We start from the raw sequence: 24027 nt of genomic DNA, 5'->3' as shown, positions 1-24027 counted from the left end.
TTATAGATTATTTTTCAGCAGCAATTGAAGCAATCGCAGCGTCAACGCCTTCGATTGAATCAGCAGCTTTCTTGATACGCGCTAACGCATCTACAAGCACTTCATCAGCAGTTGCATAAGAAATACGCATATAACCGCCTAGACCGAATGCATCACCAGGAACAACAGCAACACCTGTTTCTTCCAATAACCATGCAGAGAATTCTGTGCAAGATTTTAAGCCTTTTGCACGAATCAATGGGCGGATGTTTGCATATGCATAGAATGCACCATCAGCAGGTAAGCAAGTAATACCTTTGATGTCATTTAAGCCTTTAACAACCAGGTCATGACGACGTTTGAATGCTTCAATCATTGGCTCAAGCACGTCTTGAGGACCATTCAATGCAGCTTCAGCAGCAACTTGAGAAATCGAAGTCGGGTTTGAAGTTGATTGAGACTGGATTTTTTTCATTGCACCAATCAATTTAGCAGGACCTGCTGCATAGCCAATACGCCAGCCAGTCATTGCATATGCTTTAGACACACCGTTAAGTACGATTACGCGGTCATAAAGATCTGGAGCAACAGTTGCGATGTTGTAGAACTCGTCATCCCAACGGATTGGTTCGTACATGTCATCTGAAGCAACCAATACTTCTGGGTATTTACGAAGTACTTCAGCCAAAGCTTCTAATTCAGCTTTAGTGTAGATCATGCCGGTAGGGTTAGAAGGGCTGTTAAGCACCACTAAACGCGTTTTGTCAGTGATTGCTGCTTCTAATTGCGCAGGCGTGATTTTGAAACGTTGTTCTTCACCACATTTCACAACAACTGGAACACCTTCAGCGATAATCACCATGTCTGGATAGCTGACCCAGTATGGCGCAGGGATGATCACTTCATCACCTTTGTTTAACAAAGCAAGTGCCAAGTTAAAGAATGATTGTTTACCACCGCAAGAAACCAGGATCTGGTTTGCTGCATAGTCAAGATTATTGTCGCGTTTGAATTTTGCGATAATCGCTTTTTTAAGACCTGGAGTACCGTCAACAGCGGTATATTTGGTAAAACCGTTGTTAATCGCAGTAATTGCTGCATCTTTGATGTGTTGTGGGGTATCAAAATCTGGTTCACCTGCACCCAAACCAATTACGTTTTTACCAGCAGCTTTAAGTTCAGCAGCTTTATTGGTAACAGCAAGTGTAGGGGACGGTTTGATGGCATTGACACGATCAGAGAGACGTACGTCCACGGCAGTATTCCTTCTTATAGGGATTAAAAAATAAAAAAGCACACTATCTTAGCCTAAAAAACAGGAGAAAGGGGTGCAAGAAATATACGATATGTAAAAAAAATATTTTTATGAATAATTGTTTCAATAGTTTTGGCTTTAATGGATACGATTTTATGTTTTTACAGGAATAGAAAATAACTCAATAAATTGAATGTTTGGAAAGAGCTTTAACCTAAATAACGCGACTGGATGAAATAAAAAAGTTTAAACATAAAAATGGCTACATTGAAGTAGCCATTTTTAAGCTGCAATTTAAATAGAAGAATTACATGAAAAATAATTACATGAAACGAGACAAGTCTTCTTCAGGACGTGCAGTCAGTACTTCAACACCAGTTTTGGTGACTAAAAGAGTGTGTTCATATTGTGCAGATAACTTATGATCTTTAGTCACTACAGTCCATTTGTCACCTAATAATTTAGTTTGCCAAACACCAGCGTTCACCATAGGTTCAATGGTGAATGTCATGCCTTCTTCAAGCACCATGCCTGTATCTGGCTGACCATAATGCAAGACTTGCGGTTCATCATGGAAAGTTGTACCAATACCATGACCACAATATTCACGTACTACGCTAAAGCGTTCAGATTCAACATACTTTTGAATGGCATGACCAATGTCACCAATGGTTGAACCGGGTTTAACCGTTTCCATGCCACGATACATCGCTTCTTGAGCCACTTTACATAGGCGGTCAGCCAAAATTGAGGTTTCACCACCGACGATGTACATCATATTGGTATCGCCATGGTAGCCGTCTTTGATGACAGTGATATCGATATTTAAAATATCACCTTTCTTTAACACTTTAGCGTCAGATGGAATGCCGTGGCACACCACATGGTTCACAGATGTACAAATCACATGCTGGAATGCAGGGCGACCAGGCGCTGCACCGTAACCTAAACATGCTGGAATGGCATCTTGTTTATTGACAATATAGTCATGACAAATCGTATCAAGCTCAAGGGTCGTCACACCCGGAACAACATGCGGTTTGATCATATCCAAAACTTCTGCCGCCAGTCGCCCCGCTACACGCATTTTTTCAATTTCGTCAGGGGTTTTAATGAGTCGACGTGGAGCTTGGTAAGTACTGTTCATGATCTCTAAAAACTTTTGGAAATTTGTATGTGACTATGGTATAAATAGCCGCCCATTTTATCAAATGCTTTTTCGTGAATATATTTCACGGGCTTTGTTGGATGGGGCAACAAAATCCGCACATATATCGACACATTTCTCTGGGTGCCTTTCGAGGTGGAGAATGCGGGTATATGGAGGCCTAACCCAAACTTTAAGGTATAGAAAATGGCAGATTACAACGTAAGCATGCGCGACCTTCTTCAAGCTGGCGCGCACTTTGGTCACCAAACTCGTTTCTGGAATCCAAAGATGCGTGAATACATCTTTGGTGCGCGTAACAAAATTCACATCATCAACCTTGAACACACTGTTCCTGCGTTAAATGATGCTTTGAACTTTGTTAACAATCTTGCTAGCAAAAAGAACAAAGTATTGTTCGTTGGTACTAAACGTGCTGCATCTAACATCATCCGTGAACAAGCGCAACGCGCTGGTCAACCATATGTTGATCACCGTTGGTTAGGTGGTATGTTGACGAACTGGAAAACTCTTCGTCAATCAATCAACCGTTTAAAAGACCTTCAAACTCAATCTCAAGACGGTACTTTCCTTAAGCTTACTAAACGTGAAGCTTTAGAGCGTAGTCGCGAGATGGAAAAACTTGAACGTGCTTTAGGCGGCGTTAAAAACATGGGTGGTTTACCTGACGCATTATTCGTAATTGACGTTGACCACGAATCAATCGCGATTAAAGAAGCTAAAAACCTTGGTATTCCTGTAATCGGTATCGTTGATACAAACTCTAACCCAGACAACGTAGACTACGTTATCCCGGGTAATGACGATGCAATCCGTGCTGTTACACTTTATGCTTCTGCTATGGCTGATGCGATTCTTGCTGGTAAAGAGTACGCTCAATCACAAGCAAACGCTCAAGCGAAAGCTGAAGACGTTAAAGAAGCTCCAGAGGCTTAATGCGTTTTGACGCAAGGTTGTCATTTTTGCGACATGTAATGGTGGCAAATTAAGCGTCAAGAAAGCAGAACGGCCCAGAGAACACTTTGGGCCGTTTTTGTTGAACAGATTCATTTTTCTACCGTATTTAGGAGAACAACATGACTGCAGTTACTGCGAGCATGGTAAAAGAATTACGTGACCGTACTGGTCTTGCAATGATGGAATGCAAAAAAGCATTAACAGAATCGAATGGTGATGTTGAGTTAGCGATTGATAACCTTCGTAAATCTGGTCAAGCAAAAGCAGCTAAAAAAGCGGGTAACATTGCTGCTGATGGCGCGATCACGATTGCTCAAGAAGGCAACAAAGCGATTCTTTTAGAAGTAAACTGCCAAACTGACTTCGTTGCTAAAGACGAAAACTTTGCTGGTTTCTCTGCTAAAGTTGCTGCTGCTGCACTTGCTGCTGGCGTAACTGATGCTGCTCAAATCGCTGAATTAAAACTTGAAGATGGCCAAACTGTTGAAGAAGCGCGTATTGCTCTTGTTCAAAAAATCGGTGAAAACATTCAAGTTCGTCGTGCGAAAATTGTTGAAGGCGAAAACCTTGCAGTTTACAAACACGGTTTAAAAATCGGTGTTGTTGTGTCTTACACAGGTGATGCTGCGACTGGTAAAGGTATTGCAATGCACGTTGCTGCGTTCAACCCAGTTGCTGTAAATGCTGAAGGCGTATCTGCTGATCTTATCGCTAAAGAAAAAGAAATTGCTGAAGCGAAAGCATTAGAATCTGGTAAACCTGCAAACATCGTTGAAAAAATGGTGACTGGTTCAGTTGAAAAATACTTGAACGAAGTTGTTCTTGAGCGTCAAATGTACGTAATCGACAACGACAAGAAAGTTGCTGATGTTCTTAAATCAACTGGTACTACAGTTGCTCAATTCGTTCGCTTTGAAGTAGGTGAAGGTATTGAGAAGAAAGCAGAAATGAGCTTCGCTGAAGAAGTTGCTGCTGCTCAAGCTGCTGCAAAATAATTTTTGCCTCTAGGTAGAACTATTTTGTGAAAAAAAAGCCCCATTTGGGGCTTTTTTTATGCGCGCTCTCTATATTTTTTCATATAAATTGAGTAAATTTATCCAATAAAAATAAGCTGTTAAAATGCTTTTATTGAATAAGCATTATATAAAAAATTAATTGAATATAAAAAGGTAGAAATAATGAAAGAAAAGTTCTTTGCAGGAATTATATGTATTTTGGGTATTTTTCTGGTCTTAGAGGGGTGTAGTGAGCGAAGTGATCATGCAAAGTTGGCTGAGCGAGGCATTGAGGTAATGAGCCAGCCACTCACCGGATATACCCAACGTACTAAGCGAGGGGTCACCACGGGGTATGAGGTATCACCGACATTTCAAACCACCACAGGGCAAACCTATACCTGTCATGGCAATGTCAGTGAGTCGATCATTAATCAATTACAGCATAATCCAGTGATGAAAATTAAATATTTGCTGAACGACCCTTCAATTTGTGCTGTAGAGCATGCGGAAACAAGTGGGATTTGGTTTGCAATGTTGATTGGTTTAGGCATGGCCTTAGGGTCGGTTGCATATATCTATAATCGTTCATCACTTTAACTATTCTGCCTAGATTGAAAAATGAATTTTATACACAGCAGGTAGTATTTTAGGAAACTTCCGCTTGAGGTTCTATATTATGGTGAACTAAGGACATAAAAGTAGTCAGGTTGGGGATTTGTGAAACGGGTAATGCTAAAACTGTAGTCTCCCACATTTTCCCTTCAGCCTTTAATCTAAAATAACCTTGTTCTAGCTCGATACTTGATAGTGATTCATAAAGATAATTCTTATTTTTATAAATAATACCTTGAGGGTGCACAGTTAAGTTCTGATCTAATTTTAGTTTTTTTTGCGTTGAAAAACGTTCCCAACTCACAGGAAAAATGATTTTTTGTTCAAGCTGAGCAATGAGTTCAAAAAACGCATCTGCATCATTCACATTGGCATTGATGTTTAACTTTTCTTTTGGGTTAATAATTTTGATTCCATAGTCATAATGGCGATACAGCAAGAATAATGACGTAATATTTTTACGAATATAAATCCGTGATTCAGGCAGGATGGAAATGGAGTTTTCCGTAATTAAGGTGCGGGTAGTAATTTTCCGACCTGTTACATTGATTTTATAGCTAAAGGATCGAATTGCCAGTGCAATCAGAATTACATAAATAATTCCAAAGACAGTTTTTCCTTCAGTGGCATCGATGGAAAGTAAAATCATGGTTAAGCCAATCAGCAAAATGATCTAATAAACTTTGCTGAGGTTGTTGGTGCTGAATGTCATTTTATTATCCTTTGACATATTGATTATTTTTATCAAGATTTATTTTTTGTTTTAGCAGAAACTAATCAGTAAATCCATGAATTTTTTGATTTATTTTGGATGAAATTAAGGATTGAAAATCAGAGATGGGGTTTTGCTTTTCGAAGAGATAACAATGATGCATTGTCTTCGCTGTTTTTGTGGTGTGGTAGTTTTTGGCTATAATCTTAAGTTGAATTTTAATGCAGAAAAAAGAATGATCAATAAAACAAATCTTGGCATAGGGGCAATTATTACGTTATTAATTGCCGCATATTTTGGAATGGATTTACAGGAACAGCAGAATCCTTCAAATCAATCGCTCACGGATTTAGAGCCACAAACTGAAATTTTATCGAAATCAGCAAATTTATCCACTCAAAATGATGATGATAAAATTCAACAGGCATTTCAAGAACAAAAAAGTGATATTCAAGTCCAATTCAGCGGGCGAGTGAAAGCTATTTTGCATGATGATAATAACGGTTCACGTCATCAAAAATTTATTCTGGAATTGGGTAATGGGCAAACAGTATTGGTCGCTCACAATATTGACTTAAGTCCGCGCCTAGATGACTTGGAAAAGGGTGAAATTGTCCAATTTTATGGTGAATATGAATATAGTGATCAAGGGGGTGTAATTCACTGGACTCATCATGACCCACAAAAAAACCATACCGACGGTTGGTTGAAGTATAAAGGAAGAACCTATCAATAAAGGTTCTTCGAAAGGCTAAAATGATGATGGTGTCTAAATCGCTATCATTTGCGATTTTTGGCATTTTTTCCATTTGGGTATCAATTTACCTAGATAGGCATCCATACACCATACTGGGTTAATGAGGAGGAATTGGAGGTCTTTAAAGAAAGAAGGCTTTTTACCTTCAACTTTGTGCCCGTAAAATTGCCCAATCCAAGCCAAAACAAAAATTGCGATATAGAATCCGACACCTACAGGTAAGATAAAAATAAGCCACGCCATCACAACGAGTAGAGCAGCCATTGCAGCAGCAAGTACCAGATCGAGGCGCGCATAAAAGACAAAAGTTAAGACCAATATCAGGGCGGTGAATAGCGCACTGAAATGAGCAAGAATTCCAATGATTGAAAAAAGAATTGCTGGCACACAAACCCAATGTATGACTTTGTTGGTTTTGTCTTGATGACTCTCACTATATTCATCTAACCATTCGGTTATTGTTTTCATCATCCACTCCAGTTGGATTTAGGATCCATTGGCTTATTTTTATTTAAAGAAAATATAAACCAGAACCAGAACCAGGAGCGGGTCAAAATTCAATCATCGTGATTTTTAACCAAGCTCTCAGATGATCTAAAAGACGTTATACGTTGTTGGTATTTTATTGTGAGAGTGGCTTCTGTAACGGGAACAGGGCATATAGGTAAATTAAGCCTGCTTTTCGATAGACATTAAAAAAGCCACTGTGAAGTGGCTTTTAAGTCAAATGTATTAGGAGGCTAGCATCATCTTATGAATTTGGACCATCAACACGTTCAATATTTACTTTCGCAGTACCTGCGTTAGTAATACCTAACTGTTTTGCAGCGCCATAAGACAAGTCTAGAACGCGGTTGCCATGGAATGGACCACGATCATTCACTTTCACTACGACACTCTTACCATTGGTTTTATTTGTTACGCGAATATAACAGTTCAATGGCAGGCTACGGTGAGCTGCAGTGAGTCCATTCATATCGAATGTTTCACCGCTTGCTGTTTTACGACCATGAAACTGGCGACCGTACCAAGATGCTGCGCCGGTTTGGCTAAATTTACGAACTGTGTTTGATGCAACAGTGTTTAGCTTTTCAATCACTGAAGGCTCGTCTTCAGGAATTTCAATTTTTGCTGCAATGGTTTGACGACGGATTTTATCGCCAGAACGCTCAGTGATTGAAAGACTATTTAAGTTTGAGAAGTGTGAATTAAAATTTTGAGCGTCTTTATTGAGTACACGCGTGGCTAAGCGAGAGTTGTCATGATCTGTATTGAATGATGACTGTACCAATTCCGCTTGAGACTGACTCAGGGCAAAAGTGGTGGTTAAGGCTAAAATATACTTTATCGATGAATGCATTATTAAACTCCTAAAGACCATTGACTTAATTTCATTTAAAAGCTTGAAATATAAGCAATCCAGTCTGTTAATTCTCTTTTGCAACTACATTTGACGAGATGGATAATATTCATGCCATGCATAATCTGTCTACGTTTTAATTGAAAATATTACAAAAAGGACAGAAATAGAACGTTTTTCGATTAAAAAATAATCAATATTGTAACTATATATTTATAATGCCTGTTTTGTGCGCCATTTTGCATAAAAAAATCTTGACTTTGGTTATTTTTTGTAAAAACCAGTCTTAACGACTGGCGATTTCAGTGCCTAATTGCCATACCGCAGTGGCATACATCCGGCTCTTGTTATAGGTCGTAATTACTTGAAAGTTTGGGTAAGTTATATAATAAATTGGCGCATAGCTGTCTTGAAGCTGAATAATATTCACCATATCCAGATCATCTATTTTCACAATCGGATTTGTTGGTGTAACACCTTGATTCTTTAAGACTCCATAAGGTGTTGGTTGTTCCAAATCTTTGGCGATAATCGATTCTGGATTATTTCCGATATAGCGTGCAGAAAAGCCAATTGGTCGATTGCGTTGCCAGCCATGTTGAGCCAAATAATTGGCAATAGAACCAATCGCATCGACTGCTGAGTTTCTAAGGTCAATATGCCCGTCAGCATCATAGTCAACGCCTAGTTTGGGAATGTTGCTTGGCATAAACTGAGGGTAGCCGATTGCACCTGCATAAGAACCTGTCACTGAACTAGTTGGAACACCATCTTTATAGGTCCATGCAATCAGTGCAGAGAGTTCATCCTGAAAATATTGTGCACGACGTTCATAACCAAAACCTAAAGTTGCCAATGCATCACGAGTGACAAAATTGCCTTTATTGGCACCAAAACCGGTTTCTACCCCTAAAACACCTAAAATGACCGCTTGTGGTACACCAAACTGCTGTTCTGCGCGGTTTAAGGTATCGGCATATTGGATTTTAAAACGTACCCCACGCTGAATGGTGCTTTCAGCCATAAAATTGGTTTTATATTGGTACCAGGGTTTACTTTCACCCGGGCGGTTCATGATATTGATAATATTGGGCAGGTTTTTTGAGCCATTCATGGCCCAGTCGACTTGCTCGGCACTTAAGCCATAAGTCTGCATGGTTTTTTGCTTGAAGCTGTTATATGCAGGGTGATTGTAAAAATCATTGGCTTGGCAGAAAGTGGTGATGGAAAGTGCACCGAGAAGTAAAGGAAGACGTTTAATTTTGTTATAAAAGTTGATATTTAACATATTACTCAAAGTTCCAAAAACATAATCAGTGTGTATCAATTGACATCACAACTCTAAAAGCTGCCATTTCAGACTGAATGACTGAAAATCTATCGCATGAAAGGTAACAGAATTTCTATTGGGGCTTAAGATAACATTGACCAGCGCTGCATCAACAAGTACGTATACAAAAAAAGACAAAGATCGTAGGCCTGCGCGTAAATCCGCGTATTTGAGACCGGTTTTCTTGGCTATGCTTCGCTATTGCCAGTTGAAGGACAAAAATAAAAGATCATCCGCCTGTTTTAGTTGATCAAGCCTGGTCTTTTACATCGTTTGCAATGATACGGTCTATCTAGGTTTAGGGTAAGAAATTTAGCAGCAATTGTGCTTTTTCAAGCGGTGTTTGGTTGAAAATGCATCACAATAGATTGCACTGCTGAACAGGGACTTGTTGCGAGAAAATCATCCGATATTTAGCAGTGATGCAAAATAATATTTCCTTATGGTCTTTTGTGCCAGATCTGCAAAAAAGCCCATATAAAGGCAAAATCTAGAGAGGATCTATGAAACTCTATCTATTATTTAAAAAATCGAAAATCGCCCTGCAAAACGCAAATCCTACAAGTTCATCTATTGAACCTTTTTCTTTATTAGTACTGCTATAACGATGAAATGGATAAAAATTCAGGACCGGACAAAAGAGTATCAATAATAAGGTTTGGCAGGATTTAATTTTCCGCATCACTTTATATAGAAATTATTTACATAAAAATGGAAGGAGTAGGGAAAAGCATGATGGTTCTGTTTCTAAATCAAGGTCATACACAGCCAATCTTGTAATACCTGATCAAGATAAATTCGCATAAAGGCGGTATTGATTCATTGTACTTATTAGTTGAGAGCGAAATCTTGCCATAAAAAAACCTAGCAATTACTAGGTTTTGATATTTTAAAAATGCTCAAGCATGAAATTTAAACATGAAATAAGGTATCGTGATATTCCGCAAGTGCCAGAAGCTCAGCTTTATTTAAATTCGGAATGATTTTATCCACGGCCATATGGACTGCTTTAGTCACTGCAGCAGAACCCAGATCCGCAGCTTTACGCTTGATCATGCCTAAATCCAGGGTCTTATTAAAGTCACTCATAAAATGACGCACAGTCGCTTCAGCAAATTGCTTATACAATTCAGTGAGCGCCGCTTTATTGACGTTATTACCAGCTTTAATTTCCGCATAACTATGCTTAAGATTGGTCACCAAACTTGCATCCAAAAGTTCGCCTACACGCAAGTTGCCTTGCGCATCTTTAAACAAGCTTTTTTCAGAAAACTCAATCGATTGTTTGACCACATCATTTGAAGATTTACTCATCAACTGTTTCAATAAAACCGCAACGGTTGATTTGATATAACCCGCAAGTTTTTCAGCCGTATCACGTTTATCACTGGCTGGAAAATGATGTACAAGTTCGGTCAAAATGGCATCAATGATTTCTTCATTAATCAGCAATGCTATTTTGTCGCGTAAAGGGTAAAGCGGTTCGCTGGAATTTTTCTTTTCCTGAGCGGTTTGAATACTGGTTAATAATTCTGCAGAAGGAATAAAACCAAAAAATGGCATGTTAAAAAACCTCAATGTTCTTCATTTTATTGTCGCGCCAAACGAATGGGGCGAGGCATCCATGTCGCATCCGATACACGGCAAGGGTTGATGTCTAATCCACCACGACGTGTATAAGTTGCATATACCATCAGCTTTTCTGGACCAAGGTTTTGCCAGATGTCGGCAAACATCTGTTCCACGCATTGTTCATGGAACCCATTATGCTGACGGTAAGAAATAATATAAGCTAAAATACTGCGATAACAAGGTTTTTTACCCTGATATCGAATAAAAACCGTGCCCCAATCCGGCTGTCCTGTGACTGGACAGTTACTGCGCAGTAAATGTGAATACAGTTGTACTTCAACTTGTTCAGTATTTTCTGGATCTAATTTTAATAAAGTCGCATCTGGATGGTTCTCTAAGCGTTCAGGGCTTAAATCATCGATACAGATCCCTTCAGGTTTGGAAATATCCAGATCATCGGCCTGAAATAAAGTCAGGCTAATCGGTGCACCTGCGGCTGCGGATAAGTCTTTTTCAACCGTCGCAATAAACGCTTCTTTTGAATCGAATTTGGTAAAGTTCATACTATTAAAGTAGAGCTTGAGAGATTTTGATTCGATCAGGTTCGGTGAAGATGCCAGCAAGGTAATACGACCAATTGCCACCTGTGGAATGCCAGTTGCATTTAACCAGGAAATTTCAAAAACATGCCACCAGTCTTTACCGTGTTGAATGCCTGCAACATGGGCATATTTTTCCCGCGCTTGCGCACGTGAAATTGGAAACAGAATATCGGGTTGATATTCTGTTGGATAATTGGTGTCTTTACCTAATAGAGAATGTTCTACACTCATTATTCACGCATTCCTGAACCACGAGAAAGTAAATAGTAAGCTATGCCGTAAAGCGCTACGCAACATAAGGTGATGACGCTCAATGAAACTGAAACATTGACATCACTATGACCTAAAATACCGAAACGGAAGGCATTGACCATATATACGATCGGGTTAATTAAAGAGAGATTTTGCCAAAATGGACTTAAAGCACTAATGGCATAGAATACACCACCTAAATAGGTGAGTGGAGTCAGTACAAAGGTTGGAATAATTGAAATATCGTCAAAAGATTTTGCATAAACCGCATTAATCAGACCACCGAGTGAAAATAATAATGAGGTAATTAAAACGGTATATATAGTCACAAACCAGTTGGTAATATATAAGTCAGTAAAGAACAGGCTCATGGCAGTCACAATAATACCAACCAAAACACCTCGACAGACGCCACCAATCACATAGCCCCAAAGAATCATATGCAGTGGCACAGGACTCATGATCAGTTCTTCAATGCTTTTTTGAAATTTAGCACTAAAGAAACTGGAAGATACGTTGGCATAGCTATTGGTAATCACCGCCATCATAATCAGGCCAGGTACAATAAACTGCATATAGCTAAAGCCGCCCATTGTGCCAATTCGTGAACCCACCAGATTACCAAAGATCACGAAGTACAAACTCATGGTGATGGCAGGTGGTAACAGGGTTTGTGGCCAAATGCGCATAAAGCGACGCACTTCTTTATGAACTAGGGTATACAGCGCAACACTGAGTTGATTAAAGTTCATTGCGCAGCTCCATCAAGATTTTTTTCAACCATTTTCACAAACAGTTCTTCTAAGCGATTGGATTTATTACGCATACTGCGCACTTGAATGCCTTGCGCTTCCATAAGCTGGAACAATTCATTCACGGTATGTGCTTTGTCCATAGTGACTTCTAAAGTGACAGGATCAATTAAGTTAAAACGTACACCAATAATTTCAAGATTAATCGGTTGAATCGGTTCGACCAAATCAAAAATAAACGATTCTTCACTGAGCTGATTCAAGAAAGATTTCATGCTGGTGTCTTCTTTAATCACACCGCGGTCAATAATTGCTATGCGACGACACAGTATTTCAGCTTCTTCTAAATAATGTGTGGTCAAAATAATAGACGTGCCTTTTTCATTCATTTCAGTAAGAAAGTCCCACATCGAACGACGTAGTTCAATGTCTACGCCAGCAGTCGGTTCATCCAGAATGAGCAGTTTAGGTTGATGCATCATGGCACGAGCAATCATCAAGCGACGCTTCATCCCACCGGAGAGCATACGGGCTTGAACGGCACGTTTATCCCAAAGACCAAGTTTTTCTAAATATTCTTCAGCACGTTTTTCAGCAATTTTTTTGGGAATGCCGTAATAACCGGCTTGAGTGACTAAAATATCAAAGGTTTTTTCAAATTGGCCAAAGTTAAATTCTTGCGGTACGACACCTAAGCATTGTTTGGCTTCAGATGGATGGGTATCTAAATTGTGCCCGAAAATCTCAACCGTACCGGAAGTTTTTTTGGTGAGTGAGCTAATGATACTGATGGTGGTTGATTTACCTGCGCCATTGGGTCCGAGGAGTGCATAAAACTCACCTTCAGGTACAGTTAGGTTAATACCTTTCAGTGCTTGAAAACCATTTCGGTAAGTTTTAGATACGTCTCTCAAGGTCAATGCATCAGTCATGAAGTTCTCACATGGTGAATAGTATGAGTATTGTGAGTGATCTTTGCTAAGAAACCAAGTAAATAAGCAGGAATTCTATGTTGCAATTATGGAACATTGTATAAAGTCTAAGCACTAAAAATGAAGAGTTCTATATAGTTGCTTTACCTTATGGTTTTTTTTGTTATGATGTGCACGCGCGCTCATAGCTCAACTGGATAGAGTACAGGTCTCCGAAGCCTGTGGCGTGGGTTCGAGTCCCGCTGAGCGCACCAAATTTTAAAAAAGAGGGCGAAAGCCCTCTTTTTTATTGTGCTCAATTTACAGGCCAGCGTCTGTTTACTGACTTGCCGGCATTATTGTAGTTAATAACTTTGGCATAGTTGCCGACTGCTGTTGCATTTTCTGGAATATCTTTTGTCACTACACTGCCTGCGCCAATGGTGGCATTGTTTCCAATATGCACATTGTCGATTACACAGACATTGGGTCCAATATAAACATTGTCACCAATGATGGCTGCTTGACTTCCACCATTTGCACCAATAGTCATGTATTGTGAAAGATTAACGTTATTGCCAATAATCGTAGTTGGATTGACCACTAATGGCCCACCGTGACCGATATAGAGTCCATAACCAATTTTTGTGGTGCAATGAATATCGATACTGTATTTTTTCTTTTTATAATAAAAAATTGGATAAGCTAATTTTGCAATAATCGATTTTGAGCCAGCTAAACGAAGCCAAAAACTGAAATTAAAGCCACGATTAAAAAAGTAGTTTTTAATAAATGAACTGAATTTTGTGTTGCCACAATATCGATATAAGTCGCTTAAAATCAATTGAACTAACATTGTGTCAGACTCGTCAAAAATGCTGTGCCATTTTACTCGATTCAACCGAAGAATGATCTATAGGCATGATGCATGCAATGATCTACTAAAATTGAAAATTATCAACTGTATTTTTTTTATACAATTATTTTAGAATGTTAACCGGTCTTGCCAGAAAAATTGTATACGCTTATAGTAAAACTACAGTAGGTCGTAGATGACGCTACAAAGTAGTTGGACGGATCAATGACAGCTCGTTGAGTTTACAACCTTAGGGTTGAACAAGAAATCAGCACTAGCCTTCCAACATAAAAGCCCGCAGAAATGCGGGCTTTCTTATTTTTAAATCAAAAAGATTTTTTATGATTTAAATTTTAACAAGCTTAGGCGTGTAGGGAGGAAATGATACTGTTGTGAGTTATTTCTAGCTTTTGGTCTGCACGATTTAAAATAGATGTCATGTATCTGATTATAAAAAATTACATTGCCAAAAAATCTAACATCTCCAAGCAATGTCTATGACAGAACATATGCTATAAAAAGGTTCATTAAATCAACTAAGAAGAGAACCCACCATGGCTCAAATGATTGAGGTGAAAGTAAAAGACCAGTTTAGTAAGATACATGAAGTGCAGGCATTACTTCGGGATCTTCCTGAAAATGCTGAGTTGAATAAACTGTCAATATTTCAAAGAATTGAACATATTATTATAGAGGGTGAAATGATACGACCCAGTATTGAACTGCTTTTTGAGAGCCGTAATTCGGACAGCATCTATCGCATTATCGAGTAATGCAAATATGGTTAAATATGTAGCTTATTCAAATAAAAGTATCATAGATAAAAAAACTCACCTACAGGGTGAGTTTTTTAAGGCGCCTAAGTTTAAATGAGTGGTTTCTATTGGTTTAAGGGTTATTGATCATCAAAAAAATTAAATAAAAAAGTTCACCGAAGTGAGCTAAAGGCTCAATTTATAATAAATTTATTTCGACATCATATTTATCAAATTCTTGAATAATGCTGTGAATGACTTTATTTCCAATTTCGTCATTACAGTTAAATTGTTCATCTTTACCCTGCGCGCTGTCATAACATTCAATCTGCTGGATCAACCAGCGATTCTCAACGTCTGTTTTGTGAATGATGACTCGAACAGGTTGCAGGTTTTCACTCACTTGACGCGGCAATACACTGGTAATGGCAAGTTGGATGTTGGTCAATTCATCTGTAGCACTTAAAAATGTCAGCACCCAATTGCCTACTTTTTTTAAGTACATCGGATTATCCGCTGGATGAAATTCTAAATAATGTCGAGACGTCATAATGAATTCCCCTGAAATACTTACTATATGAAGTTTTTAGAGAATATTCGCCATTGAGCAAAGGTAGTATTTAGATGGAATTTTTAAGATTTTACTTTATACAATTTGATTATGATGATGTTAATCTCGTTGTTTTATCGAAAGAAAAATTCAATGCAATGGTCTAGCTAAGACCTGAAATGAATCATAAAACAGAAAAATCCTCTTAAATTTTATGAGGCATTTAGCTTTTGTAGAGAAAAATTGATTTGTTTTAAACATTGATTCAACTCGTGGGCGGGAATACGACTTTCTTGTAATTCTGTAATCCATTGCATCTGACACAATTTTAAACTGCGTAAATCTTGGGTTTCTAGAATCCGAGTAGTCAGTTGTTTTGCCATTAAGCCGCAGTTTTGTTGTAGAAGATGTGCCATTAATTGTTTTACTTGCTCAAAATTTAAAGCTTCGACAAATACTTCTATGACTTCTTTTTCTACTTCAGAATCTGCTATTGCTGCAATAGAGGGAGATAAAGAAGTTGTGGTAATAGGTTCAGCCAACTTCTCAGCAAGTGCTGTTGTGGTTTGAGTTGAGAGACTGGTTTCAATTTCACTATTAACGACAGGTGAAGAAACCGTTGTTTGAATTTGCTCATCGCTAGAACAAGCAATTAAGCCCATATCGAGTAATTGTTCAAGTAATTCTACCGGTGCAATACGTTTTTTGAATTGTTCATTAAGGAGATTAAAATCTTCTGTTCCAATGAGGAGTAACAGTCTACGTTGGCGAGCATTCAAATCCATTGAACGCTGTTTTAAACTTTCAATGCCTAAGTCAGTTTTGTGATATTGAGACATGCCTTAATTTACTCTCCAAAATAAATTAAGGCAGATTGTATTCAGTAATAATGACAATAATATGTAAAAATATTACAAATCAAAAGATTATAAGGTAACGATCTTTGCATTTTCGATCGCCTTACGCAGGTAAGGGTCTAGGTCTTCTTGACGAAGCAGCCACTGCATATAATCTGCAGGTAAATCAGTGATGGCAGTACCACGGTGTTTACCAAAATTAATGCTACGTGGAATACGCGCATCTTCAGACGCTTCATAAAGTTCTTCAATAGTTTTAATTTTTAGATGATGGATTTCATGCATCAAAATATTCGCCGTTAAAATAATATCCATATCGGCACGATGTGCTTTTTTAATCATGTCGCGGGCTTTTGCACTGCCTTTGGTAATCATATAAATGAGCGCAGAAATATTATGGGCTTCAGCATCGGGCCAGACTAAACGGGCAAGGGCAAGGGTACAAATGGCTTTAATATTTTTGGAATCTACGCCACATTTTTCAAGTGCGCGAATATCGTAATCAATATTGTGACCAATAATATAAGTGGTGTCGCTTGGCAGGGTGAAGGTCGTATAGTGCGGCTGATCGACTAATTCAGACTCTAAAATATGGTGTACCGCCATTGCCGCATAAGAAATGGGTTCATCTACACTATATAGTTGGTCAAAAATTTGTGTCTTGTCGAGGGTAAGTTTTCCATCATTAATTTGAACAGGTGCATACGCAATCTCAATCGGCTGTCCATTTAAGGTATGGGTTTCTGTATCGAGAATAATTGCTTGCATGACCTGATCCATAACTATAGCGGAAGTTTGAATAAATTTAACACTTTCAAATGCGCTGACACAAATTCAAAACAGTGACTTTTAACTATTCTTTATTATTTCTGCCCAGAGATGATGTTTAAATAGTCTTGTTTTAATTCATCACTCGAAATGAGACCTTTATATAGATATAAAGGCAGCCCATCTTCATGATCCATCAATTTAATGGCTTGAGTGCCATCACGGTATTCAAATATCGCACATGGCATATAGTCGCGATCTAAAATGATAAAACGTTTTTGTTTAATGGCGATTTCATGATTTATAAACGTTTGTTTAAGCAATCGTAAAAATACGCTTTGATTTCGGCTTAATTCATTCAATTCACGAATGCGGTCACTATCATTTTGATGATGAGTTTTTAGGTGGAGCTTTTGTTGATAGGTCATCGGTGCAGAATAGCGACGTACAACTTTGTTAATGGTTTTTTCTTTTTTTAAACTTCGTATAGCGTAACCCAATAGAAAACCAAGAATAAGGCAAATAAAGGCAGACATATTTTGTTAAATTAATAGTGTTTGATATTTGTAAAAGTATAAAATTAAAATTTATAAAAATCAATAATTTGTATTAAGTTTAATCCGGCCAATTTTTGTATTTTAAATTTGATGTTAAATCACATTGTTCAAATATTAAATAAAGGTAATAGTTTGTATTCATGATTACTTAAAAATCATCAAAATAAAAATATATAAGGAAATACAAAAATGAAAAAAACATTATTAACGGTGTTAATGGGTAGTTCGGTCATTTTTTTAACAGCTTGTGGAAGTGGAGATGGTAATTCAGTCTTTAATGGTCTAAATAATGGAATTCCGGTTAATAATATTCAGAACCCTGTAGTTTCTACTCCTACGCCTTATACCGAAACAAATATGACCAGCGTGGCGGGTCAAAGCGTGGTGATGACTTATAAAATGTTGGGGGTTAATGGTCAGGAAGTTCAAGCGACCTCATTGGTCATTACACCAAAAACAGCGCCACCTGCAAAAGGTTGGCCAATTGTGGTTTGGGCGCATGGTACCACTGGCGTGGCAGATCAATGTGCACCGAGTCGAAGTAAACTGAAAGTAGAGATTGAAGGAATGATTACTCAACTTTTAAGTGCAGGTTATGTGGTGGTGGCACCTGATTATGAAGGCTTGGGCGAGCCAAGTGGTAATGAGTTTCATCCTTTCCTCAATTTAAAAAGCGAGGCTTATTCAATTACTGATGCAGTTGTCGCTGCGCGTAATTATTTGGGGGTAAAAGTATCTAATCAATGGATGGCAGTAGGACACTCACAAGGCGGACACGCAGCATTAGGGGCAGCTCAATATGCTTCGCGTGCAAATCTTGACTATAAAGGAACTGTTGTAGTTGCCCCCGCGTCTAATTTAAAAACCATTTTTATCACAGGGCAACAGCTTGTAGCGAACTTACCAGCCAAAGATCAAGTCTCCACCTTGGCTTCTTTAAATACCTATGTTGCCCTGATTACTGCGGGTTTGCAGGGTCAAACTTCACCACCGACATATGCTCAAGTCTTTGAAACAAATGCAGCAACAATAGCCCCTCAAGCTGAAACAATCTGCTCAGAACCATTAGGGCTAGATTTTGGTAATAAAATGGGAGCTGCCGCAACGACAACTAACTCATTGTCAGGTTATTTAACACAAAGTGATTTTATGCAAATACCTGCAATTTCAACATTTTTGAATGCGACTTCTCAGCCCTTATCTTTGAAAGTTACGACGCCAGTGAAGATATATCAAGGTGGTTCGGATACGACTGTTCCAGCAAATGCGACAGCTGACCTTGTTACTGATGCGACGAAACTCGGGACTTCTAATATAGTTTTGGAATATAACTTAGCTTGGGATCATACAACTGCATATACTGCGAATATTCCTAAAATAATTGCAGATGTAAAATCTCTAATGCCAATTCAATAACTTGATTTGACTTAAATAGCTCATGTTTTTAACCAAACATGAGCTATTTTTATTTAAAACTGAACAAAGTTCATTCTCGATATTTATAAACTTCATGCTACAATACGCGCCAATCTTAGCACGGCTTAAAAGCCCTAATTTATAGGACCTCGCTAATGTTTGCCAATATCTCGATTTCTGAATTTGACCCGGAATTAGCTAAAGCAATTGATGCTGAAGGTGAGCGCCAAGAAGCGCACATCGAGCTAATCGCTTCTGAAAACTATTGCTCTCCAGCAGTTATGGAAGCTCAAGGCTCAAAACTCACTAACAAATATGCGGAAGGCTACCCTGGTAAACGCTATTATGGCGGTTGCGAATATGTAGACATCATCGAACAATTGGCGATTGACCGTGCTAAAGAACTCTTTGGTGCTGATTATGCTAACGTTCAGCCACATGCTGGTTCACAAGCAAACTCTGCTGTTTACCTGGCGCTTCTTAACCCGGGCGATACAGTTTTGGGTATGAGCTTGGCTCACGGTGGTCACTTGACTCACGGTGCAAAAGTTAGCTTCTCTGGTAAAACGTATAACGCGATTCAGTACGGCTTAAATGTTGAAACTGGCGAGATCGATTACGAAGAAGTTGAACGTTTAGCTGTAGAACACAAGCCACGCATGATCGTTGCTGGTTTCTCTGCATATAGCCAAATCGTAGATTGGCAACGTTTCCGTGACATCGCGGACAAAGTTGGCGCTTACCTATTTGTAGATATGGCTCACGTTGCTGGTTTGGTTGCTGCGGGTGTTTACCCAAGCCCAGTACAAATCGCTGACGTTACAACAACGACTACGCATAAAACACTTCGTGGCCCACGTTCAGGTTTAATCCTGGCTAAAGCAAACGAAGAGATTGAGAAAAAACTTCAATCTGCAGTATTCCCAGGTAACCAAGGCGGCCCATTGGTTCACGCTGTTGCGGCTAAAGCAATCTGCTTTAAAGAAGCAATGACACCTGAATACAAAGAATATCAAAAACAAGTTGTGGTAAATGCTAAAGCAATGGCTGAAGTATTAATCGCACGTGGTTACGATATCGTTTCTGGTGGTACTGAAAACCACTTGTTCTTATTGTCACTGATCAAACAAGACGTGACTGGTAAGGAAGCGGATGCTTGGTTAGGTGCTGCTCACATTACTGTGAACAAAAATGCTGTACCAAATGACCCACGTTCTCCGTTCGTGACTTCTGGTATCCGTATTGGTACTCCAGCTGTAACAACGCGTGGTTTCGGTGAAGCTGAAGTACGTGAACTTGCTGGCTGGATCGCAGACATTTTGGATGCGAAAGGCGACGAAGCAGTAATCGCTACGGTTAAAGAAAAAGTTGCGGCTGTTTGTGCTAAATTTCCTGTTTACGCAAAATAAGTTAACGACTTGAGAAAGCCCCCTCAAGGGGGCTTTTTTTATATATGATTAAAAGTCATATTTTTCGAATCTCATATTTCTGCTATAACAGAACAATACTCCATAAAAGATACAACTCATTTTGCTATTGCTCTAATGACATCTTTCGTTCAAAGGAATCAGGTAAATGGCTAAACCAACAATTATTATTTCTCAACAAGATCTTCAACGTTTAGAAACCATGCTTGATCATCAATCTAAACTGAGTCCAACGATGCAGCATCTTGAAGATGAGCTTGCGCGTGCTGATGTTGTTGCTCCACAAGATGTTCCTGAAAATGTAGTGACCATGAATGCACGTGTGCGTATTATTATTGCGCCTGCTAGCGAATCTACGGATATTACCTTGGTGTATCCGCATGATTTTCGCGGTGAAAAAGGACAAGTCAATGTACTTGCACCGGTAGGCGCAGCAATTTTGGGACTGGCAGAAGGACAAGAAATTGAATGGCCACAGCCCGATGGTCATTTAATGAAAGTGAAGATTGAAAAAGTATTGTATCAGCCAGAACGTGAAGGCGATTATCTATAATTGTTTTGCATAAATAGCCCCATGTTTAGGGGCTTTTTTAATGGGTAACTTTAATCTTAAATTTTTACTTATTTTGCTGACGAAGTTACTAAAAGGTCACTGTCTAAATCAGAAATCTTCAAAACTTAAGCAGGTATTGTGCTGATCACTGTCAAACGTTTGACAGTGTTTAGAGCGGTTTAAGGGCAGACTGTATTTCAACAACACAACATTGCAATAAAAATTGAAATATAAGGAATAGTCATGAGCCAAACTCAAATCAAACCCTATGATCCGAACTATCAATATCAACATATTCAAGTCAAACCGATTACCGGTCGCATTGGTGCGGAAATTGAAGGAATCAAACTCTCTTCAACTTTAGACCAAGAAACGGTTTATGAAATTAACCATGCTCTAGTTAAATATAAAGCGATCTTCTTTAAAAATCAGCAGCACTTAACTGATGATGAACAGGAAGGCTTTGCAGCACTATTAGGAAAGCCATTGAATCATCCAACCGTTCCCGTGAAAAGTGGAACAGCACATGTGCTTGAGCTGGATTCACGTGGCGGCCGAGCAGATACCTGGCATACCGATATTACTTTTATTGAAGATTATCCAAAGGCTTCTATTTTACGCAGCATTGTTGCACCGGCAGCAGGCGGGGATACGGTTTGGACAAATACGACATCTGCCTATAATGATCTGCCAGAAGAACTGAAAAAATTGGCAGATAGTTTGCGCGCAGTGCATAGTAATGATTTTGACTATGCTTCCAAAGCAGCTACAACAGATACCGAAAATTATCAAAAATATCGTGAGTTATTTAACTCGACTGAATATGAAACAGAGCATTCGTTGGTACGTGTGCATCCTGAAAGCGGTGAGAAAACATTATTATTGGGTCACTTCTTCAAACGTTTTGTCGGTTATAACAGCCAAGATTCACGTCGCCTGTTTGAACTATTTCAAGACTACGCCGTAAATTTAGAGAACATCGTTCGTTGGCGCTGGAGCGTAGGGGATGTCGCAATCTGGGATAATCGTGCCACACAACACCGTGCAATTAATGACTATGGTGACGACCTACGTGTCGTACGCCGTGTCACCATTGAAGGCGAGATCCCGTTTGGTGTAGATGGTCGTCCAAGTGTGAGCTTGAAGAAAGTCGTGAAACAGGACATTTCCAATTTTACCTTTGAAAATGGTCAAATTTTAGAAAAAGTATCCTAATAACTCAGTGGTAAGATGGCGCTGTGTTCAATCGATATTGATCTGAATTCGAGATATACATAGCGCTAAAAATTGGTTGGTCTATAGAGATGAAAAACCTAGTATTTATTTACTAGGTTTTTTTATTTTTAATGAGATTGATAAATTCATATGCTCAGTCGTGCAGAGAAGTTACAGCAAATTTTCAAGGAGGATGCGGTCTTTTCAGCATTCACAGCACAGTCGCATCAAACGTTAATGCAGCAGGTAAAATATCTACGTTTTTTACCGCAACAACAGATTTTGCGTTATCAGCAAAAACTGGATGATGTTTATGTGCTGTTGTCTGGGCGGATGCAGATTGGCTGGTTGCTCAGTGAGGGCGAGTTTAAAGTCAGTGATTATGTGAAAATATATTCGGTATTTAATCTGGTGCCATTTTTGCAGCAAAAGCCGCTGAATTTTGATTTTTATGCGGTTGAGCAAGTTGAAGTGGCGGTGATTTCAGGTCAGGTTTTTCTGGAGCAATTACAGCAGCAGCCACAAGCCATGTGGCAAATCATTCAATTACTGAGTGAGCGAATGTATGGCTTGATGGAGAAAAACCGTTATCTGCAAACCGCGAGCATCAATCAAAAGATTGCGCGACATTTAATGATCCTGGGGCAGCAGGCAACACCCGCAAGTCAGCTGCATTCAACGCTTCAATTCAAAATGAGCCAACAGGAATTTGCCGAATTACTGAATGTGTCCCGACAAACCTTAAATAAGCAACTGCAATATTTTATACAACAACGCATTGTAGAATGGAGTTATAGCCAGATTCGGATCATTGATCTTCAGCACTTAAAACAAATCAGCCAGCTGTAGAGAGGTTGCTAAAAAATGGTTAAACAAACTAATTTTTTGGGTAATTGAATTCTGTATAAAAAATTTCAGGCAATAAAAAAGGCAAAGTAAAACTTTGCCTTTTTTGATCTGTACCGATCTTAGTGGTGGTGACCACCCGCGCCGTGTACGTGACCGTGTTCTAATTCTTCAGCAGAAGCTTCACGAATTTCAATAATTTCAACTTCGAAAGTTAAGTCTTGACCAGCAAGTGGGAAGTTAGCATCCACAACGATTGTGTCGCCTTCAACTGCTTTAACAGTTACGATTTGCATGCCATCATCAGTTTGAGCTTGGAACTGCATACCCGGTTGGATGTTGTCCACGCCTTGGAACATTTGAGCAGGAACTTCTTGAACCATTTCTGGGTTATATTCGCCATAACCTTCAGCGGCAGGAACATTTACAGTAAATTTATCACCAACAGTTTTGCCTTCTAAAGCATTTTCTAAACCTGGGATGATGTTACCTGCACCGTGCAAATATGCAAGTGGTTCACCTTGTGATTGGTCGAGAGTTTCGCCTTCTGCGTTAGTCAACGTGTAGTGGAAAGAAACCACGAGGTCATTTGCAATAGCAGTCATGTTATTGATCCATTCAATTTTTAAAGGGGACATCATAAAGTGAAAAGCAGATTTTGTAGATCATATTTATCAAAAATCTGCATTTTCTACATTTTTAATGACATTTTCTTAATAATAGGGACGGTTTTTAAAATTTCAATGTAATTTTATCTTTGAAGCTGTTTTTCTTGTGACAAAATCCTTAGCCGTCAAAAGACCGGCAGGGGTGTAGCCATGAATGGCGGCTTGATGCAGTCGATATAAAGAAACATACCTCGATTTCGCCAGAAAACCTTGCACACTCACTTGCCCGAGTAATTCTCCCACTGCTTTATGATGGCTTAATGACACCAATGAACCTTTGTCGGAAAATTTGAACATCGGTTGTGGTTTGCCTTGAATGCGGGCTTTCATGGCATCCCCCAG

26 protein-coding genes, 1 tRNA gene and 1 pseudogene are annotated in these 24027 nt (G+C 38.9%); 11 read left to right on the top strand and 17 right to left on the bottom strand.

Features of this window, described 5'->3' with window-relative positions:
- Window positions 1–7: 7 nt before the first annotated feature.
- Window positions 8–1234, bottom strand: coding sequence for a pyridoxal phosphate-dependent aminotransferase (locus E0409_RS00455; protein WP_131270104.1), 1227 nt, complete (start codon window positions 1232–1234; stop codon window positions 8–10).
- A gap of 322 nt (window positions 1235–1556) precedes the next feature.
- Window positions 1557–2381 (bottom strand): type I methionyl aminopeptidase, encoded by an 825-nt coding sequence (map, locus tag E0409_RS00450; RefSeq protein ID WP_131286516.1) that lies wholly within the window; start codon window positions 2379–2381, stop codon window positions 1557–1559.
- A gap of 207 nt (window positions 2382–2588) precedes the next feature.
- On the opposite strand from map, the gene rpsB reads away from it, so the two are divergent.
- The 3 genes from rpsB (at window position 2589) to E0409_RS00435 (ending at window position 4954) form a co-directional block, all read left to right on the top strand.
- Window positions 2589–3338 (top strand): 30S ribosomal protein S2, encoded by a 750-nt coding sequence (rpsB, locus tag E0409_RS00445; protein WP_131286514.1) that lies wholly within the window; start codon window positions 2589–2591, stop codon window positions 3336–3338.
- 140 nt (window positions 3339–3478) lie between these two features.
- On the top strand, window positions 3479–4354 hold the full coding sequence (gene tsf, locus E0409_RS00440; RefSeq protein ID WP_131286512.1) for a translation elongation factor Ts: 876 nt from the start codon (window positions 3479–3481) through the stop codon (window positions 4352–4354).
- A gap of 183 nt (window positions 4355–4537) precedes the next feature.
- Window positions 4538–4954: a hypothetical protein gene (locus E0409_RS00435; protein ID WP_131286510.1), complete on the top strand. Its 417-nt coding sequence runs from the start codon at window positions 4538–4540 to the stop codon at window positions 4952–4954.
- A gap of 49 nt (window positions 4955–5003) precedes the next feature.
- On the opposite strand, the gene E0409_RS00430 is transcribed toward E0409_RS00435, so the two are convergent.
- Entirely contained in the window at window positions 5004–5636 is a 633-nt protein-coding gene (locus tag E0409_RS00430) for a DUF6585 family protein (protein ID WP_353682170.1), read from the bottom strand.
- A 280-nt stretch (window positions 5637–5916) separates the two neighbouring features.
- On the opposite strand from E0409_RS00430, the gene E0409_RS00425 reads away from it, so the two are divergent.
- Window positions 5917–6417: a DUF3465 domain-containing protein gene (locus E0409_RS00425; RefSeq protein ID WP_131286673.1), complete on the top strand. Its 501-nt coding sequence runs from the start codon at window positions 5917–5919 to the stop codon at window positions 6415–6417.
- 33 nt (window positions 6418–6450) lie between these two features.
- Here the strand turns inward: E0409_RS00425 and E0409_RS00420 are convergent, their stop codons facing one another.
- From E0409_RS00420 to E0409_RS00390, 7 genes are all read right to left on the bottom strand, one after another.
- A complete protein-coding gene (locus E0409_RS00420) occupies window positions 6451–6906 on the bottom strand; it encodes an Mpo1 family 2-hydroxy fatty acid dioxygenase (RefSeq protein ID WP_131286506.1) in 456 nt (151 codons plus the stop codon).
- 283 nt (window positions 6907–7189) lie between these two features.
- Window positions 7190–7798 carry a septal ring lytic transglycosylase RlpA family protein gene (locus E0409_RS00415; protein ID WP_131286504.1) on the bottom strand — a complete coding sequence of 203 codons (609 nt, stop codon included), beginning with the start codon at window positions 7796–7798 and terminating at the stop codon, window positions 7190–7192.
- Between the two features lie 286 nt (window positions 7799–8084).
- Entirely contained in the window at window positions 8085–9086 is a 1002-nt protein-coding gene (gene mltB, locus E0409_RS00410; RefSeq protein ID WP_131286502.1) for a lytic murein transglycosylase B, read from the bottom strand.
- 954 nt (window positions 9087–10040) lie between these two features.
- Window positions 10041–10691 carry a hypothetical protein gene (locus tag E0409_RS00405; protein WP_131286500.1) on the bottom strand — a complete coding sequence of 217 codons (651 nt, stop codon included), beginning with the start codon at window positions 10689–10691 and terminating at the stop codon, window positions 10041–10043.
- Between the two features lie 26 nt (window positions 10692–10717).
- Window positions 10718–11533, bottom strand: coding sequence for an NADPH-dependent 7-cyano-7-deazaguanine reductase QueF (gene queF, locus E0409_RS00400; RefSeq protein WP_131286498.1), 816 nt, complete (start codon window positions 11531–11533; stop codon window positions 10718–10720).
- Entirely contained in the window at window positions 11533–12306 is a 774-nt protein-coding gene (locus E0409_RS00395; RefSeq protein ID WP_131286496.1) for an ABC transporter permease, read from the bottom strand. Before E0409_RS00395 ends, queF begins: the two co-directional genes overlap by 1 nt.
- The gene (locus tag E0409_RS00390) at window positions 12303–13238 is read right to left on the bottom strand and encodes an ABC transporter ATP-binding protein (protein WP_131286494.1); all 936 of its coding nucleotides are present in this window, start codon (window positions 13236–13238) and stop codon (window positions 12303–12305) included. Before E0409_RS00390 ends, E0409_RS00395 begins: the two co-directional genes overlap by 4 nt.
- Window positions 13239–13416: 178 nt before the next feature.
- Between E0409_RS00390 and E0409_RS00385 the strand changes: the two genes are divergently transcribed.
- Window positions 13417–13492 (top strand) — tRNA-Arg (locus E0409_RS00385).
- Between the two features lie 41 nt (window positions 13493–13533).
- On the opposite strand, the gene E0409_RS00380 is transcribed toward E0409_RS00385, so the two are convergent.
- A complete protein-coding gene (locus tag E0409_RS00380) occupies window positions 13534–14073 on the bottom strand; it encodes a serine O-acetyltransferase (protein ID WP_131286492.1) in 540 nt (179 codons plus the stop codon).
- 554 nt (window positions 14074–14627) lie between these two features.
- On the opposite strand from E0409_RS00380, the gene E0409_RS00375 reads away from it, so the two are divergent.
- A complete protein-coding gene (locus E0409_RS00375) occupies window positions 14628–14846 on the top strand; it encodes a hypothetical protein (RefSeq protein ID WP_131286490.1) in 219 nt (72 codons plus the stop codon).
- Window positions 14847–15027: 181 nt separating this feature from the next.
- Here E0409_RS00375 and E0409_RS00370 read toward each other — a convergent pair whose 3' ends face one another.
- The 4 genes from E0409_RS00370 to E0409_RS00355 form a co-directional block, all read right to left on the bottom strand.
- Complete coding sequence (locus tag E0409_RS00370) at window positions 15028–15378, bottom strand: hypothetical protein (RefSeq protein ID WP_131286488.1); 351 nt, start codon at window positions 15376–15378, stop codon at window positions 15028–15030.
- A gap of 212 nt (window positions 15379–15590) precedes the next feature.
- On the bottom strand, window positions 15591–16217 hold the full coding sequence (locus tag E0409_RS00365; protein ID WP_131286486.1) for a hypothetical protein: 627 nt from the start codon (window positions 16215–16217) through the stop codon (window positions 15591–15593).
- A gap of 87 nt (window positions 16218–16304) precedes the next feature.
- Window positions 16305–17003 carry an exonuclease domain-containing protein gene (locus E0409_RS00360; RefSeq protein WP_131286484.1) on the bottom strand — a complete coding sequence of 233 codons (699 nt, stop codon included), beginning with the start codon at window positions 17001–17003 and terminating at the stop codon, window positions 16305–16307.
- A 95-nt stretch (window positions 17004–17098) separates the two neighbouring features.
- Entirely contained in the window at window positions 17099–17503 is a 405-nt protein-coding gene (locus E0409_RS00355; protein WP_252151753.1) for a hypothetical protein, read from the bottom strand.
- A gap of 246 nt (window positions 17504–17749) precedes the next feature.
- Here E0409_RS00355 and E0409_RS00350 point away from each other — a divergent pair, with 246 nt between their 5' ends.
- From E0409_RS00350 to E0409_RS00330, 5 genes are all read left to right on the top strand, one after another.
- Window positions 17750–18976: an alpha/beta hydrolase gene (locus tag E0409_RS00350; RefSeq protein WP_131286480.1), complete on the top strand. Its 1227-nt coding sequence runs from the start codon at window positions 17750–17752 to the stop codon at window positions 18974–18976.
- A gap of 155 nt (window positions 18977–19131) precedes the next feature.
- Window positions 19132–20385 (top strand): serine hydroxymethyltransferase, encoded by a 1254-nt coding sequence (glyA, locus tag E0409_RS00345; RefSeq protein ID WP_131286478.1) that lies wholly within the window; start codon window positions 19132–19134, stop codon window positions 20383–20385.
- Between the two features lie 166 nt (window positions 20386–20551).
- On the top strand, window positions 20552–20956 hold the full coding sequence (rnk, locus tag E0409_RS00340) for a nucleoside diphosphate kinase regulator (RefSeq protein ID WP_131286476.1): 405 nt from the start codon (window positions 20552–20554) through the stop codon (window positions 20954–20956).
- 243 nt (window positions 20957–21199) lie between these two features.
- Window positions 21200–22171 (top strand): TauD/TfdA dioxygenase family protein, encoded by a 972-nt coding sequence (locus E0409_RS00335; protein WP_131286474.1) that lies wholly within the window; start codon window positions 21200–21202, stop codon window positions 22169–22171.
- A 150-nt stretch (window positions 22172–22321) separates the two neighbouring features.
- On the top strand, window positions 22322–23020 hold the full coding sequence (locus E0409_RS00330; protein WP_131286472.1) for a Crp/Fnr family transcriptional regulator: 699 nt from the start codon (window positions 22322–22324) through the stop codon (window positions 23018–23020).
- Window positions 23021–23139: 119 nt separating this feature from the next.
- Here E0409_RS00330 and slyD read toward each other — a convergent pair whose 3' ends face one another.
- Together slyD and E0409_RS00320 are read right to left on the bottom strand one after the other, a co-directional pair.
- Window positions 23140–23622, bottom strand: a complete 483-nt coding sequence (slyD, locus tag E0409_RS00325; protein ID WP_131286470.1) for a peptidylprolyl isomerase — start codon at window positions 23620–23622, stop codon at window positions 23140–23142.
- Between the two features lie 135 nt (window positions 23623–23757).
- Window positions 23758–24027, bottom strand: a pseudogene (locus tag E0409_RS00320) (NAD(P)/FAD-dependent oxidoreductase); the annotation flags it as partial.

The organism is Acinetobacter sp. ANC 4862, from assembly GCF_004336635.1.
Lineage (GTDB): Bacteria > Pseudomonadota > Gammaproteobacteria > Pseudomonadales > Moraxellaceae > Acinetobacter.
This window is presented reverse-complemented; position numbering and strand designations above follow the sequence as displayed.

Coding starts and splice junctions, on each gene's coding strand:
- map (WP_131286516.1), bottom strand. CDS start 2,381: ATGAACAGTACTTACCAAGCTCCACGTCGACTCATTAAAACCCCTGAC.
- rpsB (WP_131286514.1), top strand. CDS start 2,589: ATGGCAGATTACAACGTAAGCATGCGCGACCTTCTTCAAGCTGGCGCG.
- tsf (WP_131286512.1), top strand. CDS start 3,479: ATGACTGCAGTTACTGCGAGCATGGTAAAAGAATTACGTGACCGTACT.
- E0409_RS00435 (WP_131286510.1), top strand. CDS start 4,538: ATGAAAGAAAAGTTCTTTGCAGGAATTATATGTATTTTGGGTATTTTT.
- E0409_RS00425 (WP_131286673.1), top strand. CDS start 5,917: ATGATCAATAAAACAAATCTTGGCATAGGGGCAATTATTACGTTATTA.
- E0409_RS00420 (WP_131286506.1), bottom strand. CDS start 6,906: ATGAAAACAATAACCGAATGGTTAGATGAATATAGTGAGAGTCATCAA.
- E0409_RS00415 (WP_131286504.1), bottom strand. CDS start 7,798: ATGCATTCATCGATAAAGTATATTTTAGCCTTAACCACCACTTTTGCC.
- mltB (WP_131286502.1), bottom strand. CDS start 9,086: ATGTTAAATATCAACTTTTATAACAAAATTAAACGTCTTCCTTTACTT.
- E0409_RS00405 (WP_131286500.1), bottom strand. CDS start 10,691: ATGCCATTTTTTGGTTTTATTCCTTCTGCAGAATTATTAACCAGTATT.
- queF (WP_131286498.1), bottom strand. CDS start 11,533: ATGAGTGTAGAACATTCTCTATTAGGTAAAGACACCAATTATCCAACA.
- E0409_RS00395 (WP_131286496.1), bottom strand. CDS start 12,306: ATGAACTTTAATCAACTCAGTGTTGCGCTGTATACCCTAGTTCATAAA.
- E0409_RS00390 (WP_131286494.1), bottom strand. CDS start 13,238: ATGACTGATGCATTGACCTTGAGAGACGTATCTAAAACTTACCGAAAT.
- E0409_RS00380 (WP_131286492.1), bottom strand. CDS start 14,073: ATGTTAGTTCAATTGATTTTAAGCGACTTATATCGATATTGTGGCAAC.
- E0409_RS00375 (WP_131286490.1), top strand. CDS start 14,628: ATGGCTCAAATGATTGAGGTGAAAGTAAAAGACCAGTTTAGTAAGATA.
- E0409_RS00370 (WP_131286488.1), bottom strand. CDS start 15,378: ATGACGTCTCGACATTATTTAGAATTTCATCCAGCGGATAATCCGATG.
- E0409_RS00365 (WP_131286486.1), bottom strand. CDS start 16,217: ATGTCTCAATATCACAAAACTGACTTAGGCATTGAAAGTTTAAAACAG.
- E0409_RS00360 (WP_131286484.1), bottom strand. CDS start 17,003: ATGCAAGCAATTATTCTCGATACAGAAACCCATACCTTAAATGGACAG.
- E0409_RS00350 (WP_131286480.1), top strand. CDS start 17,750: ATGAAAAAAACATTATTAACGGTGTTAATGGGTAGTTCGGTCATTTTT.
- glyA (WP_131286478.1), top strand. CDS start 19,132: ATGTTTGCCAATATCTCGATTTCTGAATTTGACCCGGAATTAGCTAAA.
- rnk (WP_131286476.1), top strand. CDS start 20,552: ATGGCTAAACCAACAATTATTATTTCTCAACAAGATCTTCAACGTTTA.
- E0409_RS00335 (WP_131286474.1), top strand. CDS start 21,200: ATGAGCCAAACTCAAATCAAACCCTATGATCCGAACTATCAATATCAA.
- E0409_RS00330 (WP_131286472.1), top strand. CDS start 22,322: ATGCTCAGTCGTGCAGAGAAGTTACAGCAAATTTTCAAGGAGGATGCG.
- slyD (WP_131286470.1), bottom strand. CDS start 23,622: ATGACTGCTATTGCAAATGACCTCGTGGTTTCTTTCCACTACACGTTG.